This is a genomic window from Gilliamella sp. wkB171, assembly GCF_001693755.1.
Classification (GTDB): domain Bacteria; phylum Pseudomonadota; class Gammaproteobacteria; order Enterobacterales; family Orbaceae; genus Gilliamella; species Gilliamella apicola_F.
In genome coordinates this window covers 1-16,436 of sequence record NZ_LYST01000025.1, presented here as the reverse complement: position 1 = coordinate 16,436, position 16,436 = coordinate 1, and the positions used below count along the sequence as shown (strand labels likewise).

The 16,436-nt window shown below is 35.6% G+C and carries 17 protein-coding genes; 7 read left to right on the top strand and 10 right to left on the bottom strand.

Annotation, left to right across the window (positions count from 1 at the left end; translation table 11 throughout):
• Positions 1–84 precede the first annotated feature (84 nt).
• Positions 85–834 (bottom strand): MipA/OmpV family protein, encoded by a 750-nt coding sequence (locus tag A9G03_RS02165; protein WP_176700970.1) that lies wholly within the window; start codon positions 832–834, stop codon positions 85–87.
• A 176-nt stretch (positions 835–1,010) separates the two neighbouring features.
• Here A9G03_RS02165 and A9G03_RS02160 point away from each other — a divergent pair, with 176 nt between their 5' ends.
• From A9G03_RS02160 to A9G03_RS02150, 3 genes are all read left to right on the top strand, one after another.
• Positions 1,011–2,420, top strand: coding sequence for an aspartate aminotransferase family protein (locus tag A9G03_RS02160; RefSeq protein ID WP_141671563.1), 1,410 nt, complete (start codon positions 1,011–1,013; stop codon positions 2,418–2,420).
• A gap of 80 nt (positions 2,421–2,500) precedes the next feature.
• Complete coding sequence (locus A9G03_RS02155; RefSeq protein WP_065634550.1) at positions 2,501–3,550, top strand: GNAT family N-acetyltransferase; 1,050 nt, start codon at positions 2,501–2,503, stop codon at positions 3,548–3,550.
• Positions 3,547–4,419 carry an arginase family protein gene (locus tag A9G03_RS02150; protein WP_065634526.1) on the top strand — a complete coding sequence of 291 codons (873 nt, stop codon included), beginning with the start codon at positions 3,547–3,549 and terminating at the stop codon, positions 4,417–4,419. Before A9G03_RS02155 ends, A9G03_RS02150 begins: the two co-directional genes overlap by 4 nt.
• A gap of 78 nt (positions 4,420–4,497) precedes the next feature.
• Here the strand turns inward: A9G03_RS02150 and A9G03_RS02145 are convergent, their stop codons facing one another.
• Genes A9G03_RS02145 through A9G03_RS02130 form a run of 4 tightly spaced genes read right to left on the bottom strand, consistent with a single transcriptional unit; the run spans position 4,498 to position 6,819 of the window.
• Positions 4,498–4,887: a DMT family transporter gene (locus A9G03_RS02145; RefSeq protein WP_065634527.1), complete on the bottom strand. Its 390-nt coding sequence runs from the start codon at positions 4,885–4,887 to the stop codon at positions 4,498–4,500.
• A gap of 1 nt (position 4,888) precedes the next feature.
• Entirely contained in the window at positions 4,889–5,245 is a 357-nt protein-coding gene (locus tag A9G03_RS02140; protein ID WP_065634528.1) for an EamA family transporter, read from the bottom strand.
• The gene (locus A9G03_RS02135) at positions 5,245–6,078 is read right to left on the bottom strand and encodes an alpha/beta hydrolase (protein WP_065634529.1); all 834 of its coding nucleotides are present in this window, start codon (positions 6,076–6,078) and stop codon (positions 5,245–5,247) included. The genes A9G03_RS02140 and A9G03_RS02135 overlap by 1 nt, the downstream gene beginning before the upstream one ends.
• Positions 6,079–6,090: 12 nt before the next feature.
• Positions 6,091–6,819, bottom strand: a complete 729-nt coding sequence (locus A9G03_RS02130; RefSeq protein WP_082209383.1) for an MtnX-like HAD-IB family phosphatase — start codon at positions 6,817–6,819, stop codon at positions 6,091–6,093.
• A gap of 156 nt (positions 6,820–6,975) precedes the next feature.
• Between A9G03_RS02130 and A9G03_RS02125 the strand changes: the two genes are divergently transcribed.
• The 4 genes from A9G03_RS02125 (at position 6,976) to glnS (ending at position 12,362) form a co-directional block, all read left to right on the top strand.
• Positions 6,976–7,704: a winged helix-turn-helix domain-containing protein gene (locus tag A9G03_RS02125; RefSeq protein WP_065798309.1), complete on the top strand. Its 729-nt coding sequence runs from the start codon at positions 6,976–6,978 to the stop codon at positions 7,702–7,704.
• Positions 7,701–9,044 (top strand): ATP-binding protein, encoded by a 1,344-nt coding sequence (locus A9G03_RS02120; RefSeq protein WP_065634531.1) that lies wholly within the window; start codon positions 7,701–7,703, stop codon positions 9,042–9,044. Before A9G03_RS02125 ends, A9G03_RS02120 begins: the two co-directional genes overlap by 4 nt.
• 122 nt (positions 9,045–9,166) lie before the next feature.
• Positions 9,167–10,378, top strand: a complete 1,212-nt coding sequence (locus A9G03_RS02115) for an MFS transporter (protein WP_065798308.1) — start codon at positions 9,167–9,169, stop codon at positions 10,376–10,378.
• A gap of 298 nt (positions 10,379–10,676) precedes the next feature.
• Positions 10,677–12,362: a glutamine--tRNA ligase gene (gene glnS, locus A9G03_RS02110; protein ID WP_065798307.1), complete on the top strand. Its 1,686-nt coding sequence runs from the start codon at positions 10,677–10,679 to the stop codon at positions 12,360–12,362.
• A 393-nt stretch (positions 12,363–12,755) separates the two neighbouring features.
• Here the strand turns inward: glnS and A9G03_RS02105 are convergent, their stop codons facing one another.
• From A9G03_RS02105 to A9G03_RS02085, 5 genes are all read right to left on the bottom strand, one after another.
• Entirely contained in the window at positions 12,756–13,766 is a 1,011-nt protein-coding gene (locus A9G03_RS02105) for a sel1 repeat family protein (protein WP_143425808.1), read from the bottom strand.
• Positions 13,767–14,036: 270 nt separating this feature from the next.
• A complete protein-coding gene (locus A9G03_RS02100; RefSeq protein WP_065634535.1) occupies positions 14,037–14,318 on the bottom strand; it encodes a hypothetical protein in 282 nt (93 codons plus the stop codon).
• A 17-nt stretch (positions 14,319–14,335) separates the two neighbouring features.
• Positions 14,336–15,067 carry a DUF2931 family protein gene (locus tag A9G03_RS02095; RefSeq protein ID WP_065634536.1) on the bottom strand — a complete coding sequence of 244 codons (732 nt, stop codon included), beginning with the start codon at positions 15,065–15,067 and terminating at the stop codon, positions 14,336–14,338.
• Between the two features lie 128 nt (positions 15,068–15,195).
• Positions 15,196–15,927 (bottom strand): DUF2931 family protein, encoded by a 732-nt coding sequence (locus tag A9G03_RS02090; RefSeq protein WP_065634378.1) that lies wholly within the window; start codon positions 15,925–15,927, stop codon positions 15,196–15,198.
• 128 nt (positions 15,928–16,055) lie between these two features.
• The coding region (locus tag A9G03_RS02085; RefSeq protein ID WP_143425807.1) for a DUF2931 family protein at positions 16,056–16,436 on the bottom strand (381 nt) is incomplete at its 5' end.

Here is a 16,436-nt window from a genome sequence, read left to right as displayed (position 1 = left end):
ATTGTCGTAAATAAAGCGTACTATAATAATACGATTGGTCTATTGTTTTATCATCCGCTTTAATTCTGAAATAGATCAAATTATTTAGAATTTATAAGATAGCCCCATATAAACAGAAGTAATTGTACTGCTGTCTACCATTGGACTATCGGCAGCATCACCGGTTAATTTATCAACGTGAACACCACCAAAAGTAGCAATATTATCCGTTAATGAATATTGGGCGCCGATTTCAGCATAAGGGGTTACTGAACTATCAGCATTAAAATAACGTAATCCAGAGCGAGATGATTCTCTGTGAGACACACCATAGTAATAGTCGTTATGTTTGCTGTTTGCCCAATTGATACCAATGGTTGGTACTATAACTAAATTACCCTCTAGGTAAGGTAAGCTATAATCAGCATTAGCTAAAATGCTGTTACTTTCATTAAGAACATCGGTACCAACACTACTAGAAAAACTGCCGAAGTCAGTATCAATTGAATATTCGATTTCTGCAAGTAGAGTAGAATGTCGAGTATCTAATTGTTTTAAGCGATGATTATCAGAATCATGAGGTTTAAATTCATTAGCTAAATAGCGAGCACCAATTGAAAGACTTTGTCCATTGGCCTGATATGCATAAACACCTGCAGATAAATCATCGATAAAAAATACACCGTTATCATAATCAATATGTGGAACTGGATAAATTTTCGAGCTGTAACTCTTATATGGTGATGTTGCCCAACCTGCTCCAATTCCAATAGAAGTTGGATCAGCAGAAGCAATAGGTATGTATGTTAAAGTCATTAGTGTAAATATATAAGTAGCACAGCGCGATTTTTTCATTTTCTTTATACCCATTAAATTTCTAATGCCATTATCTGGTCGAATATTTTTGTTTTGATTGAATTAAAATGAATGGTCACAAAATCTATACATTAATTGTACATTGTAACAAACAAATTTCTTGAATAATAATGCCACATTTTATCATATTTGAATATGGATTAGTGAGATAAATTATGAGTAAACCAACTTTAGAAATGATTAACAGTCGCCCTGATGATGCTACTCTATTGGCCGACGAAGCTAAATATTGCTCTTTTGGTGATACCGTTCATTATGTTGAACCGCCAAAAATTTTCGATGGCTGTGAAGGTAGCTACATGTACGACAAAGAAGGTAAAGCCTTCCTTGATTTACAAATGTGGTATTCAGCATGTAACTTTGGTTATGCTAATGAACGATTAAACAATGTTCTAAAAAAACAAATTGATACCTTACCACAGTGTGCAAGCCAATATTTGCATCCAACCAAGATCGAATTAGCAAAAACCATTGCTCAAGGTATGGAGCAGCGATTTGGTTATCAAGGTCGAGTTCATTTCAACGTTGGTGGTTCACAATGTATTGAAGATTCACTAAAAGTTGTTCGTAATGCAACAGGTGGTAAGTCACTGATGTTTGCTTTCCAAGGTGGATATCATGGACGTACACTGGGTGCCTCTTCAATTACGTCAAGCTATCGTTATCGTCGCCGTTATGGACATTTTGGTGATCGTGCTATGTTTGTTCCATTCCCATATCCGTTCCGCCGTCCTAAAGGCATGACTGCTGAAGAGTATGGTGAACATTTAGTTGCTGAATTTGCTCGTCTATTTGAAACAGAATATCATGGCGTATGGGATCCAAAAGTAGGACAGGCTGAATATGCTGCATTTTATGCTGAGCCACTACAAGCAACAGGTGGTTATATTGTTCCGCCACGTAATTACTTTAAGGGTTTGAAAAAAGTTCTCGATCAATATGGTATTTTATTAGTTGTAGATGAAATCCAAATGGGCTTTTACCGTACTGGTAAATTATGGTCAATTGAACATTTTGATGTTAAACCTGATGTGGTGGTATTTGCCAAAGCATTAACTAATGGTTTAAATCCATTAGGTGGTTTGTGGGCTCGTGAAGAGTTAATTAATCCTGAAGTGTTCCCTGTTGGATCTACGCATTCAACTTTTGCATCAAATCCACTAGGTACAGCCGTTGGTCTTGAAGTATTAAAAATGACGTCTGAAACTGATTACGAAAAAATGGTAATGGATAGCGGTGCATACTTCCTTGAAGGCTTAAAAACACTAGAGAAAAAACACAAAGAAATCGGTGAAGTAGATGGTTTAGGCCTAGCACTTCGTGCTGAAATTTGTACTGATGATGGTTTTACTGCCAATAAAGCTTTGGTTGATAAAATGGTAGACATTGGTATGTCTGGTGATCTTGATTGGAAAGGTACCAAAATGGGCTTAGTGCTTGATATCGGTGGTTATTACAAAAACGTAATTACGTTTGCCCCTTCGTTACACATTACTCGTCAAGAGATTGATCAAGGTATCGAATTACTGGATCAGTTAATTACTCGAGCTAAAAAAGAGCTTTAATCCATTATTTCTAAATTTTCCCGCTAATGGCTATTAGCGGGATCTCTTATTCAATTCAATCAGTTAACATTTATATCGTTATGAAATATATTAATCAGTTAGAACCTAATGAATTAATAGACAATTTTTTAAATCATCCTCCACATAATTTTGCTGCTTGGCTAAGTGATGGTGGTGTGCCTGTTTTTTCAGCAAAGTTCGATTTATTGACAACAGCTGATGATAATTTCAAAAATAAAATTGAAAAATTACCACTATCCAAAAAATGGCGGCACTGGTTACAACCTAAAACATGTTTTGTTGGGACAACTGTCTCTGAATATGGAATGCTCAATGATAAAGTTGATGCAAAAAAATTAGCGGGTAATCTAAAAGCGAGTTACAGCAAAGAATATCCTTTTGTTATTGTTAAAGATTTACCTTTGTCTTCCCCCTTATTGAGTGATAAAGATAATCAATATTCTGCCGAATTTATATCGGCGTTAAAAAATCAAGGTTTTATTGAAGTTGAAGGACAAGCATTAGCTTGGTTACCTATAGATTTTGATAGCTTAGATGAAGTTTTTTCACGTTTTTCATATAGTCGTCGAAAAAATTTTAGGCGGAAATTAAAATCTCGCCAAAAGCTAGAGATTAATGTTTTAAATAGTGGTGATGAATGTTTTTTTAATGATGCTGTTTTAGATAAGTATTATCAGCTTTATCTTAATGTTTATCAGCAAAGTGACGTCCATTTTGATTTGTTAACTAAACCATTTTTTGTGCAATTATTACAGAACAAATCTGCTCAAACACGTATTTTTACTTATTATCATGAAAATGAACTTATTGGTTACAATATCTGCTATGTGGTCAATAACATGTTAATTGATAAATATATTGGTATGGTTTACCCCCAAGCTCAAAATCTCAATCTCTATTTTGTCAGTTGGTTTGTTAATCTTGAATATGCAGTTGAGAATGGCTTTAGTCACTATATTGCCGGTTGGACTGATCCCGAAGTTAAAGCATCACTTGGTGCCAAATTTACGTTAACAAAGCATTTAGTTTATATCCGTAATCCTTTATTAAGAGTGGTAATACGTAAATTGATTGGTCACTTTGAAAGTGACAAGGAGAAAGTAGCATGAAATGCCCTATAATTCTCGACTTTGATCAAAGTGTCGGTGAAATTAGTGATGCTAAAAAAATAGATTTAACCGCTTGGCAAGAGACTCTGCGTTTTGGATGCTCTCGAACTAAATTTCAACAATTTAGCGCACAACTTCAACAATTTTTACCTGAGCATTATGGTACAGTTTTGATGGGAAGCGGGGATTATCATCATATCTCACTATTATTGATTGCGCGTTTAGCGAAATATTACTCAGCAGAAAATCCCATTGAAGTGATAATTTTTGATAATCATCCCGATAATATGCGTTACTTATTTGGTATTCATTGTGGCTCATGGGTAAGTTATGTCGCAAGCTTACCGTTTGTTAAACACGTGCACGTATTAGGTATTACTTCACATGATATTGGCATTAGTCATTTTTGGGAAAATAGATGGAAACCACTTTTTCATAAAAAACTCACTTACTGGAGCCTAGGTGTTAATGTGTCATGGGCAAAAAAAATAGGTTTAGGTCATGCTTTTCGGCATTTTTCTACTCCAGATGATCTTATTGCGAGTTTTTTATCTGAACAGTACCACAATGCAGAACCAGTTTATTTATCGATCGATAAAGATGTATTAAGTGAAGAGGTTATTCATACCAATTGGGATCAAGGTCAGTTACAGACTTACCACTTAATGGATGTTATTTCATCGATTAAACAGCGTGTTATTGGTAGTGATATCACCGGAGAATTGTCAATATGGCAACCATCAAACTGGTTTAAGCGTTTTTTAAGTTCGTTAGATAAACAACCAATCATACCGACTGATAAGCTACAAGCTTGGCAAAGCGAACAACATCAACTTAATTTGACCTTGTTAAAAGCATTAGCAATATAATTGAAAAAATGAGATTGAAAGTTAGGTGTTTTAATAAAAAATCACCTACACTTTTTTGTTTAATAATTTAGGTTGAATTTAATGATTGTTTTGTTGAGTTAATTTGTTTTCAGCTATCGCTAAAAACACAATTCCTGACACGATTAATATTGTTCCAATCAATTTAAATAAGGTTATTGGCTCATTAAATAACCAAATTGATGCGATCATAACTGTTACCACTTCAAAATGAGAAGCGGCAAAAGCGGGTCCAACTGGTGCTTTTTTTAGTAAAGTCATCCAAGTAAAAAACGTGAAAATATAACCAGCAATTGATATATAGATCCATGGATTAGTAAATACGCGAACCAGCCAATCAATACTCATCGCTAAAGGTTCAGCGTGAATTGCTGCTAATTTAAAGCTGCATTGTGCAATCGTATCAAAAATGAGTAATACTGTGAATCCAATTAAATAAAATCTAGCCATATTAAGACAATCCCACAAAAATAACGCCAGCAGTGATTAAAAGCATACCAACAATACGATGAAAGGTGAGAAGCTCCTTAAAAACAATACGACCAACCAACATGATGGTAATAATATTAAATGAGGCCAGTAAAACACCCTGCGACAGTGGAACTAAGGTTAAAAATGCTAACCAAAGTAGGAATTCAGCAACATAGGATATAATACCAATCCAAATCCAATGATTCTTTGATAAATCGATCCAATAGTACCAACCGTCACGATTATTTGTTGAAGTTGCAGCGAATTTGAAGGCGATTTGCCCTAACGTATCAAAACAGATATTGCTAACCCAAAGTATGATGACTAGTGGTGACATTAAGTGTTTGTTCCTTCTACTATACCGTTAAAAAAAGAAACACATTCTTTAATCACTTCGCGGCGTTGAGAGTCAATTGTGATTAAATGATAACTCTCATTTAATACGATTAATTTTTTAGGTCCCGACACATGCTTTTCAACTAATTTGGCATTGGTTTCAATATTAGCGATATCATCATTACCCGAATGCATAATTAAACAAGGCGAGGTAACATTCGGTAAAATTTGTCGCACATTTTTTGCCAATAGTTGCATTTCAGCTAGCGCCGGGAAAGGATTACCAGCAAGACCGGCAGACGCCGCATCGCCACTAAGCATACTTTCTGAAACGACAGCACGAATTCGTTCATCTTTAAGCCCATAAGGCGGCTTTTCAATAAAAGAAACTTTTTGAAAAATACCTAATTTTTTAAAATAGACAAGTAAGAAAAAGAATTTTTTTGCCCAAAAAGGCATACTCCAACCATCATAATAAAAAGTGGGCGCAAGTACACCAACTCCTTTGATTTGTTCAGGTCTGTCAGCTGCTAACTTTAAAGCTAGAAGTGCGCCCATAGATAATCCAGCCACAAAAATATTATCTACATGATTGGCTAAATAATCTGCACCATCTTGTACGCTTTTATACCAATCCTGCCAAGTGGTTTTACAAAGATCGGCTTCAGTCCCACAATGGCCAGCTAATTGTATTGCATAAACGGTGAATCCAGCTTTATGTAGGCCATTTGCTAAAATTCTCATCTCATTTGGTGTACCCGTTAATCCATGAATTAAAAGCACCCCATTTTTATTACCTGGTAAAAAGTAAGATAAATCTTGAATTGTACTCATTATTATTTCCTATTATTTTACCATCACAGTTGGAATAAGTGCTTGCTGTGACTGTTTTAAAGCTTGGGTAACATCAGAAAAGTATTTAATAGCACTATGCTCAATATTATTTTTTTGGCAATAATGAATCAATTTATCTTTGGCAAAAACAAAATCCACATTATGAGAAACACAATAATCAGACGTTCCATCACCGACATAAAGAATTTGTGGAAAATATTGCTGTTTCTTAACGTGATTACATTTACAATTTCCACTTTGTTTAATGCAATCCTTATTAGCATAAGGAAATTCAAGACGCCAGCTACGTTCATTATCGTGTAATAATCTATTAGCAAAAATAGGTAAATTTTCAATGCCATGACGTTTTAACACAAATTCAATTGCATAATCTAATCCGTCGCTGACAACGTGAACGGGTATATTATTTTGATCAGTATAATCAATGAATGCCTTAAAGGTTGGATCTATTTCAATTTGTGATAAAACTTCATTAAGTTCTGCTAAACTGGCATCCATTAAAGCAATTTGCTTACTCATGCACTCTTGAGAACCGATTTTACCATTCACCCATAACTCTTCAAGCTCGTCACATCCATCTTTACCGAAATGATTGAGTAAAGTATCTGTTACATCTTTAACACTAATGGTACCATCAAAATCACACAACACGATTGGTGTATGATGTTGTGAATAAGATGGATGAAATAGATGACTTGTAATTGATGAAAAATTATTCATTTTTGAAATTAAATAGCCTATTTATCGATATTGCCGCAAATTTTCTCATAGAGTGATTTCAAACTTTGTAGGCTCTTTGTATATATTTTGTAACGAGAATAAAATTGCCTGTATAATAAGACCTTTCTACTTACCGTTACCATACTGAGAATAAGAATGAGTGAACGTATACTAATTATTGAAGATGACCAGCGACTTGCTAATTTAATACAAGTTTATTTGATTCGACAAGGTTATCTTGTTCAATGGCATAATAGTGGTAATGGTGCAGAAGAAAAAATTCAACAATTTAATCCCGATTTAGTCATTTTAGATGTCATGTTGCCCGAAAAATCTGGTTTCGATATCTGCCGTGATATACGTACTTGGTTTAATAATTACATTCTTATTATGACAGCAAGTGAAGATAATATTGATGAAATTGTCGGTTTAGAACTGGGGGCCGATGACTATTTGGCTAAACCTGTTGAACCAAGATTACTACTTGCGCGTATTCGAGCGCTGCTCCGGCGAAAACAGATTGAATTTGACAAAGATAGCAGTAAAGAAGCGACCACTCCGCTTAATAACAAAACATTAGTTTTTGATAATCTTACTATTGATGGTGAAAATCGTAAGGTGCTATTACAAGATCAAGAAATTGATTTAACCACCGCTGAATTTGATTTGCTTTGGTTACTCGCTGTTAATGCCGGTAATATATTGACTCGTGATGATATTTTTTCTCAAGTTCGAGGAATTGATTTTGATGGTAGTGATCGTTCCATTGATGCTCGGATTTCTCGGCTACGTCGAAAATTACTTGATGATCCCGATAATCCATCACGCATTAAAACTGTAAGAGGCAAAGGTTATTTATTTATGCGAGAAGGGGATAATCATTGAGCCAATTATTAGCAAAACCGCTTTTTTTTAATCGCCGCATTGTATTTTATCTGGTCATTTTGCTTTCATTGCAATGTATCATTGCTTATGGTGCATTACTAGTCTTTGATTCTTTACCCTCATCATTAACCGATATGCCAGATGATCATATTGTGTTTCGTGAGTCACAACGAGGCACAGTCAATCTGATACGCATGCGCATTAATGAAAATAAAAATCGCCCCCTTCAAGAAGTGGTTAGTGAATTACAACCCTATTTTGGTTATCCAATAACCATTTTACCCTCTAATACGCCACTGCCTGAAACTGTACACAACGAGTTAAAAAAATTAGGTTTTTCGTATGATGGTGATGGAGAAGTGGTGTACATCGATTTAAAAGATGGTAATTTATTAGAACTTGGTCCAATGGTCATGCGTGACATTTTAAAATCTAACACTATGTCACTCAGTGTTTTTTTAATTATATGGGCATTATTTAGCGCTATTATCTTCTTTATTTTGATCTATTTTGCTTTCAGTGCGGTCTGGAAAGATTTAGTTAATATTAGACAGACAGCTGAGCAGTTAGGGCAGGGTAATCTTAAAGCGCGAACGGAAAATGTCAAAGGTTGGTTATTTCAGCCATTGGCTAATGTGCTCAATAACATGGGAACACATATTGAACATTTAGTTGGCACCAATCAAACTATTTCACATGCCATGGCGCATGAACTTCGAACCCCATTAGCACGTATGCGATTTGAACTTAGCATGCTTGAAGAGTCAACCGACGAACAAGAACGGTTATTACTACAAAAAGGTATGAATGATGACATTAACGAACTTGAAACGTTAATTAATGCTAGTTTAAGTTACTTTAAAATGCAGCAGAGTAATATTGAGCTAAATTTAACAGCAGTATCGCTCAAACAGTGGAGCGAAAAAGTTTGCCAATCACTCGCATTATTCAAACCAAAAGACTTTGAGTTAGTGTGTAATAGCCAAGATGTTCAAGCTGTGATTGATACAAATTTAGCCGAAACCATTGTCAAAAATTTACTGCTAAATGCTTTTAAATATGCAGCACATAAAGCGGTATTAAATATCACCAAACAAGAAAATGGCGTTGTGTTTGAAATCGATGATGATGGTCCAGGTATTCCATTTGATGCTCGAGAAAAAATTTTTATGCCTTTTGCGCGGTTAGATACCAGTCGAACTCGCTCAACGGGCGGCTATGGTCTTGGTTTAGCTTACGTAAAACTAATGGCTGAATTTCACGATGGCAAAGCATTTGTGGTGACAAGTCCGTTGGGTGGTGCACGATTTGTTGTTTCATTAAAATCGAATGATTGTTAATTATTTTTTTATAATCGATGTTTTTTTATTAAAAATACTCATAATTGTGATGTGCGAGTAATTTATTTTTTTGACGTTATCATAAGATGATATTTACTTTATGCAACGGTAAGGTGAGTAACATGGCAAGTGATTCAAAAAACTCTACTCCAAATGCTTATTGGATTAAATTAGTTATCATTTTCTTTTTGGGCTGGATTGTTATTTATGCTGGGCGATCAGTTTTAAGCCCGCTTATTGGTGAATTACAAACTCAGTTTGGCTTAAATAAGGCTGAAACTGGCGGTATAATGAGCCTGTTTTTCCTTGCTTATACCATATTTCAAATACCTTCAGGTATATTGGGCGATAAAATAGGTCGCAAGCGTGTGCTTGTGACAGGATTCACGTTATATGCCATTTTTATTGCATCAATATATTTTGCTCCTTCTTTCATAATCTTTTTGATTCTTTGGATATTAGCTGGTGCGGCACAAGGCTGCTATTATGGACCACAATATGCATTATCATCAGAAGCTATTCCTAAAAAATGGATAACGTTAGGCAGTGCTATTATTGGCAGTGGAATGTCATTTGGTATTGCCATGGGATATTATCTATCAAGTATAATGATTTCAGTATTCCATAGTTCTTGGCAACTTCCGTTTGTGGTTGTTGCTATTCCAATAATAATCGTTACCTTACTGATGGCTTTGTGTATTAAAGAAAAAGTGGCTAAACCGACTGCAACACAGGTTTCACAGTCTATAAAATTTTCGGAATTGTTTAAGAACCGCAATTTGGTTTTAGCTTATATTACAATCTTTTGTTCAATATATGGTTTTTTTGTCATTATCACCTGGTTACCAAACTATCTTGAAGCAGAAAGAGGAATGGATAAATTACAAGCTTCACAAATTGCATCAATTGTACCTTGGATCTCAATTATTGGTACTTTGTTGTGTAGCTATATATCGGATAAACTTGGTCGACGTAAACCGGTAGTGTTATGCATGATGCCATTATCATTAATTGCTATTTTTTCTATTGTCTATAGTGAATCATATGCTGTATTAATTGCAGTACTTATATTATATGGTTTTATTGGTAAAATAAGCTTGAATCCAGTACTCATAGCTTTAGTTGCTGATAATGCGCCTAAAGCTTCGCTTAGTACGGCTTTTGGGTTATACAACTTTTTTGGTATGAGCGCATCAATTTGTGCTCCTTATTTTACTGGATTGATAGCGGATAAAACAGGTAGTTTAAATAGTGGTTTTTATTTAGCCGCGGCGTTAACTTTAGTGGGTATAACCGCTATGCTTTTTGTCAACGAAAAGAAAAATAAAGATTAACGTTATCTTATTATTAAAACTAAAATTTTAAACTCAATAGGTTACTCAAATATAAATAATACCCAATTTTAATAGTTGTTTTAATTATATTTGAGTAATGTCATTTTTTGGGTTGTCGTCACATGCAATTTTTAGGAAAACCATCGATTTTATAAAAAACATTATTTTGTCACAGTAAATACAAGTTTTTCCATTTCAGAAAAACAAAAAATTTGTTATATTCTTCGGTCAAAATGATAAAAAGTGACAAAACAAATTTCTAAATTCGTCATTGAAATATTTAATCAGAGGTTTTTTTATGAGCGGTTCCTTACCGACAGAGACAGAAAATCGTCCAACTAACTTTATTCGTCAAATTATTGATGCAGATTTAGCAGCAGGTAAATATAAAACCACGCATACGCGTTTTCCACCTGAACCAAATGGGTATTTGCATATTGGTCATGCTAAATCAATTTGTTTAAATTTTGGTATTGCTCAAGATTATCAGGGTAAATGTAATTTACGATTTGATGATACTAATCCAGTCAAAGAGGATGTTGAATACGTTGAATCGATTAAAGAAGATGTTCATTGGTTAGGTTTTGAGTGGGATGGTGAAATCTGTTACTCATCTGATTATTTCGACCGATTATATGAATATGCAATTGAGTTAATTAATAAAGGGCTTGCTTATGTTGATGAACTTTCAGCAGATGAAATTCGTGAATATCGTGGCACATTAAAAGAACCCGGCAAAAATAGTCCTTATCGTAATCGTAGTATCGATGAAAATTTAACGCTATTCCAACAAATGAAAGAAGGAAAATTTGCTGAAGGAAAAGCGTGTTTAAGAGCAAAAATTGATATGGCTTCCCCTTTCATTGTTATGCGAGATCCAGTGTTATATCGTATTAAATTTGCCGAACATCACCAAACAGGCAATAAATGGTGTATTTACCCAATGTACGATTTTACTCACTGTATTTCTGATGCAATTGAAAATATTACTCACTCATTATGCACCCTTGAATTTCAAGACAATCGTCGTTTATATGACTGGGTATTAGATAACATCACAATTGACGCTCGCCCACATCAATATGAGTTTTCTCGATTAAATTTAGAGTATGCTATCACCTCAAAACGTAAATTAAATTTACTCGTGTCAGAACAAATTGTAGATGGTTGGAATGATCCACGTATGCCAACTATTTCAGGTTTACGTCGCCGTGGTTATACACCTGCTTCCATTCGTGAATTTTGTAACCGCATAGGTGTAACCAAACAAGAAAATACCGTTGAGATGAGCACGCTAGAATTTTGTATTCGTGAAGATCTTAATGAAAACGCACCACGCGCAATGGCTGTGCTTGATCCCGTGAAAGTGGTGATTGAAAACTTTTCAGAAACCTTAGATGAAGTGCTCAGCATGCCAAATCATCCAAATCGTCCTGAAATGGGCAATCGTGAAGCACCATTTACCCGCGAAATTTACATTGATCGCGCAGATTTTAAAGAAGAGGCGAACAAAAATTATAAGCGCTTAGTATTAGGAAAAGAAGTCCGTTTACGTAATGCTTATGTTATTCGTGCTGATCGCGTTGAAAAAGATGCAGAGGGTAATATACAAACTATCTATTGTAGTTATGATCCAACTACCCTTAATAAAAATCCAGAAGATGGACGTAAAATTAAAGGTGTGATTCATTGGGTATCGGCTAAATTCGCAAAACCAGCCGAAATTCGTCTTTATGATCGTTTATTTAATACTCCAAATCCTGGGGCGGCTGAAGACTTTTTATCAACTATTAATCCAGAATCATTGATTATCAAAAAAGGATTTGTTGAACCAAGCCTGCAACATGCTGAAGTTGGCAAAGCTTACCAATTTGAGCGTGAAGGATATTTCTGTTTAGATAGTAAATATGCAACTGATGACAATTTAGTATTCAACCGAACGGTTGGATTAAGAGATAGCTGGAACGAAACTCAAGCTAAGTAATGATTATCGCCGACTTTAGTCGGCGTTTTATTTAACTTATTTTTAATTAAAATTAAAAAGTTATCACTTTTACGCAAAATATAACTAAGTAAATTTTAAAGCTAGTTTGAAACTATCTTTATAATTATTATCAAAAACGCAGTCTTTAGTCAAAGAAGGGTCTGTGCTAGATAAAATTAAAAAACATTATTTAGGTTGATTATTTTTAGATGATTCCAAAATATTCAAAATTTTTGCCATAATAACATCCAATCTATTAATGCCAATTATCAGGATTAATAATTTAAGCATCGAGCATTTAACGTAACATTTATTCACACCATTTTCTATTTACTTCAATTTGCGATTTCTAAGTACACCTTAATTTGATTCCTTACAGCCGAGTTAATCAAACTAAGGTTTAGGATAAAAATCATCTATTTGATTGCGCCACAGATTATAATTCCAAGTTATAACTTTGGTTTTCAGTGTTTCCAAATAATCTAATGCCGCCTGTTTTCCGGTTGGGGTAAGCATTTGTTCTAAACGTTGTTGGATTTCTTTGTTATATTCCCAAACTGGTGGTAGTTGATAAGCATGCCACGCTAAATTGTTGTCTATCTCGGTGATTTTTTGTTTTGCATAATCACTTAACAGCGACCAGGCATAAGCTTTAACCGGATCTTGCTCTCGACCTAATCCATAGAAATACGCCTCAGTCATGCGCAATATGCCAATCATTGAGCTATGCTCGGCCATTAACTGCGCATAATCTATGGCCAGTTTTAAATCATCTGATTTTAATGATCTGCGGTATTCGGTTAGTTTAATTATTTGTTTATACTTTTCATCCTGATAATGGTCACCTTGTTGAAATAACATTCGAGCTATCAAAGCTTCGTAGCAATGATAGCCACCGTCAATGGCATAATTTAAATACACAATACTTTTTTCTAATTGCTCATCAGAACAGGGGCGCGCCATACCTTGTTCATCATACCAACAAAAACCCATTCCCCCCCCCTTTTTATATGCAAAATACGGATATTTTAAATCGGCAAACTTATCCCATAAATACTGCCGCATTTGCTCACTTTTAAATACGTCAGGTTCGACTAACGGTTTACCAGCACTATCCACTAACTGATCCCGATATTTGTGCATAAACTCAGCAAAGGACATAATGATACCGTCCTCTTTTCCTCTTTTATCATAAAAATCTTTACAACTAAGAACATCGTAATAATACGGCATGGCATTTTTATCCCATTGCCAGGCATGTTTAAGAAATTTTATCAATTGGTCAGGATTAACCACACCATAAAATACGCTATGGTCAAAGGCTGAGTCATACAGCTTTTTAGCTTCGTCTATACGTAATAATTCATTTTCGGGAATAGTTGACGGGTAAATGGTAAAGTCCATAATTAAATTTTCCGGTTGATTAAGTTCATAGTTTCGTTTTTTTGAATTATCAGTATTTAAATATATAAGGCCAATACTGATAATAAGACCGAAAAAAGTGACAAAAATGATTAATTTTTTCCGTATTGATTTATTTTTTTTGGCAGTAAAACTCATTAAATATATTCCAAATCATTTTGATTAAACACATCCACCTCAACAATGAGCGCTTCTAACTGACCTTTATTAAATACTCGGCAAGGTAGAATTTGATTTTTTTCGGATAATTTTTTAATTTCTTGGTAAATAGGATATAACATTAGGTAATGTAGTAATGGCTTTAATTTTTTCATTTTCATCTTCATCTTTACAGATAAGTTTAACTGCATAATCACCAATAATATACGGTAGTGCAAATGGATTATGTGCTATTGTTTTCGCCACCATTTTTTGCAGGGCATTGCTTTTTATATACACATTACTGGCTGTCCCCAGCTCAATATCTGATTGGCTTATTCTGATGTAGGAGCTGCCACAAATTAAGGTGATTTTTTGACTAGCGGTAATGATCATTACTCGTTGCTCATAACCTAAAAATTGGGTGGATTTTTCAGTTTCAGGTATTGTCCCATGGTGACGTTATTGTACTTTTCTTGCCACGCTTTAGGCATGCCGTGTTTTTTTAACCAGGCTTTAGCTTCGGGAGTGATTTCAGTTATTTTTCCGTTCGGGTAAGGATTGGGACACACATCAGATCCTTGTGGTATCCGTTCGGTGACTCCTTTACCAAACTCTATTGACGGTGCGTCAGGGTGAGCAACGCCTATGAGCCAACCGGTCACACTGCCACCCGGGGCAAAACCAATAATAACCGTGTTATTATAACCAATCTTATTTTTATTGTAGGCTTCAGAATAGTAATGATGTGGCATTACCATTTCTTGCCGTGCCCACAATGGCACCACTAATTTTGTGCGATAAAAGGTTTGATCGGCAAAAGAGGACCAGCAAATATAAAATTCTTCCGGTAAATCAGAATACACAGGCAGGTCATTGATACCAAAACGTGTGTTCCATTTACCCGGATCCCGACTGTAATTACCCCCAGCAGCGATATTAATAATTTTATATTTATTGGATTGGGTTTTTACCATGGTTGAAAAAACTGTTGATTGAAAGTAGAGTGGATAACGACCACCAATACGCCATTCAGCGTAAGGTTTTTTGGGTAAATTGGGGTCAACTCGGTTAGTGTTACGTGAGGTATGGCAACCGGTAATAAGTATTACTAAACTGATGACGGTAATAATGCGTTTCAACATAAGCAGCAGTCCTTCTATGTTAGTGATCGGGGTGAATGAGCCGTTGCCAATCGCTTTAGTTGGCAACGAGTTTATGCCCAATTGATCAGCAAATCAGCCATTGTTTTCCCTGACTCGTTGCTCATAGCCTAAAAATTGGGTGGATTTTTTAGTTTCAGGTATTGTCCCATGGTGACGTTATTGTACTTTTCTTGCCATGCTTTAGGCATGCCGTGTTTTTTTAACCACGCTTTAGCTTCGGGAGTAATTTCAGTTATTTTTCCGTTAGGGTAAGGATTGGGACACACATCAGATCCTTGCGGTATCCGTTCGGTGACCCCTTTACCAAACTCTATTGACTGTGCATCAGGGTGAGCAACGCCTATGAGCCAACCGGTCACACTGCCACCCGGGGCAAAACCAATAATAACCGTGTCATTATAACCAATCTCATTTTGATCGTAGGCTTCAGAATAGTAATGATGTGGCGTTACCATTTCTTGCCGTGCCCACAATGGCACCACTAATTTAGTACGATAAAAGGTTTGATCGGCAAAAGAGGACCAGCAAATATAAAATTCTTCCGGTAAATCAGAATACACAGGCAGGTCATTGATACCAAAACGTGTATTCCATTTACCCGGATCCCGACTGTAATTACCCCCAGCAGCGATATTAATAATTTTATATTTATTGGATTGGGTTTTTACCATGGTTGAAAAAACTGTTGATTGAAAGTAGAGTGGATAACGACCACCAATACGCCATTCAGCGTAAGGTTTTTTGGGTAAATTGGGGTCAACTCGGTTAGTGTTACGTGAGGTATGGCAACCGGTAATAAGTATTACTAAACTGATGACGGTAATAATGCGTTTCAACATAAGCAGCAGTCCTTCTATGTTAGTGATCGGGGTGAATGAGCCGTTGCCAATCGCTTTAGTTGGCAACGAGTTTATGCCCAATTGATCAGCAAATCAGCCATTGTTTTCCCTGACTCGTTGCTCATAGCCTAAAAATTGGGTGGATTTTTTAGTTTCAGGTATTGTCCCATGGTGACGTTATTGTACTTTTCTTGCCATGCTTTAGGCATGCCGTGTTTTTTTAACCACGCTTTAGCTTCGGGAGTAATTTCAGTTATTTTTCCGTTAGGGTAAGGATTGGGACACACATCAGATCCTTGCGGTATCCGTTCGGTGACCCCTTTACCAAACTCTATTGACTGTGCATCAGGGTGAGCAACGCCTATGAGCCAACCGGTCACACTGCCACCCGGGGCAAAACCAATAATAACCGTGTCATTATAACCAATCTCATTTTGATCGTAGGCTTCAGAATAGTAATGATGTGGCGTTACCATTTCTTGCCGTGCCCACAATGGCACCACTAATTT

Excerpts from the sequence above, each read along its gene's own strand:
- A9G03_RS02150 (WP_065634526.1), top strand. The coding sequence starts at position 3,547 with ATGAAATGCCCTATAATTCTCGACTTTGATCAAAGTGTCGGTGAAATT.
- A9G03_RS02135 (WP_065634529.1), bottom strand. The coding sequence starts at position 6,078 with ATGAGTACAATTCAAGATTTATCTTACTTTTTACCAGGTAATAAAAAT.
- A9G03_RS02140 (WP_065634528.1), bottom strand. The coding sequence starts at position 5,245 with ATGTCACCACTAGTCATCATACTTTGGGTTAGCAATATCTGTTTTGAT.
- A9G03_RS02105 (WP_143425808.1), bottom strand. The coding sequence starts at position 13,766 with ATGGACTTTACCATTTACCCGTCAACTATTCCCGAAAATGAATTATTA.
- A9G03_RS02100 (WP_065634535.1), bottom strand. The coding sequence starts at position 14,318 with ATGATCATTACCGCTAGTCAAAAAATCACCTTAATTTGTGGCAGCTCC.
- A9G03_RS02090 (WP_065634378.1), bottom strand. The coding sequence starts at position 15,927 with ATGTTGAAACGCATTATTACCGTCATCAGTTTAGTAATACTTATTACC.
- glnS (WP_065798307.1), top strand. The coding sequence starts at position 10,677 with ATGAGCGGTTCCTTACCGACAGAGACAGAAAATCGTCCAACTAACTTT.
- A9G03_RS02125 (WP_065798309.1), top strand. The coding sequence starts at position 6,976 with ATGAGTGAACGTATACTAATTATTGAAGATGACCAGCGACTTGCTAAT.
- A9G03_RS02155 (WP_065634550.1), top strand. The coding sequence starts at position 2,501 with ATGAAATATATTAATCAGTTAGAACCTAATGAATTAATAGACAATTTT.
- A9G03_RS02130 (WP_082209383.1), bottom strand. The coding sequence starts at position 6,819 with ATGAATAATTTTTCATCAATTACAAGTCATCTATTTCATCCATCTTAT.
- A9G03_RS02115 (WP_065798308.1), top strand. The coding sequence starts at position 9,167 with ATGGCAAGTGATTCAAAAAACTCTACTCCAAATGCTTATTGGATTAAA.
- A9G03_RS02145 (WP_065634527.1), bottom strand. The coding sequence starts at position 4,887 with ATGGCTAGATTTTATTTAATTGGATTCACAGTATTACTCATTTTTGAT.
- A9G03_RS02095 (WP_065634536.1), bottom strand. The coding sequence starts at position 15,067 with ATGTTGAAACGCATTATTACCGTCATCAGTTTAGTAATACTTATTACC.
- A9G03_RS02165 (WP_176700970.1), bottom strand. The coding sequence starts at position 834 with ATGAAAAAATCGCGCTGTGCTACTTATATATTTACACTAATGACTTTA.
- A9G03_RS02160 (WP_141671563.1), top strand. The coding sequence starts at position 1,011 with ATGAGTAAACCAACTTTAGAAATGATTAACAGTCGCCCTGATGATGCT.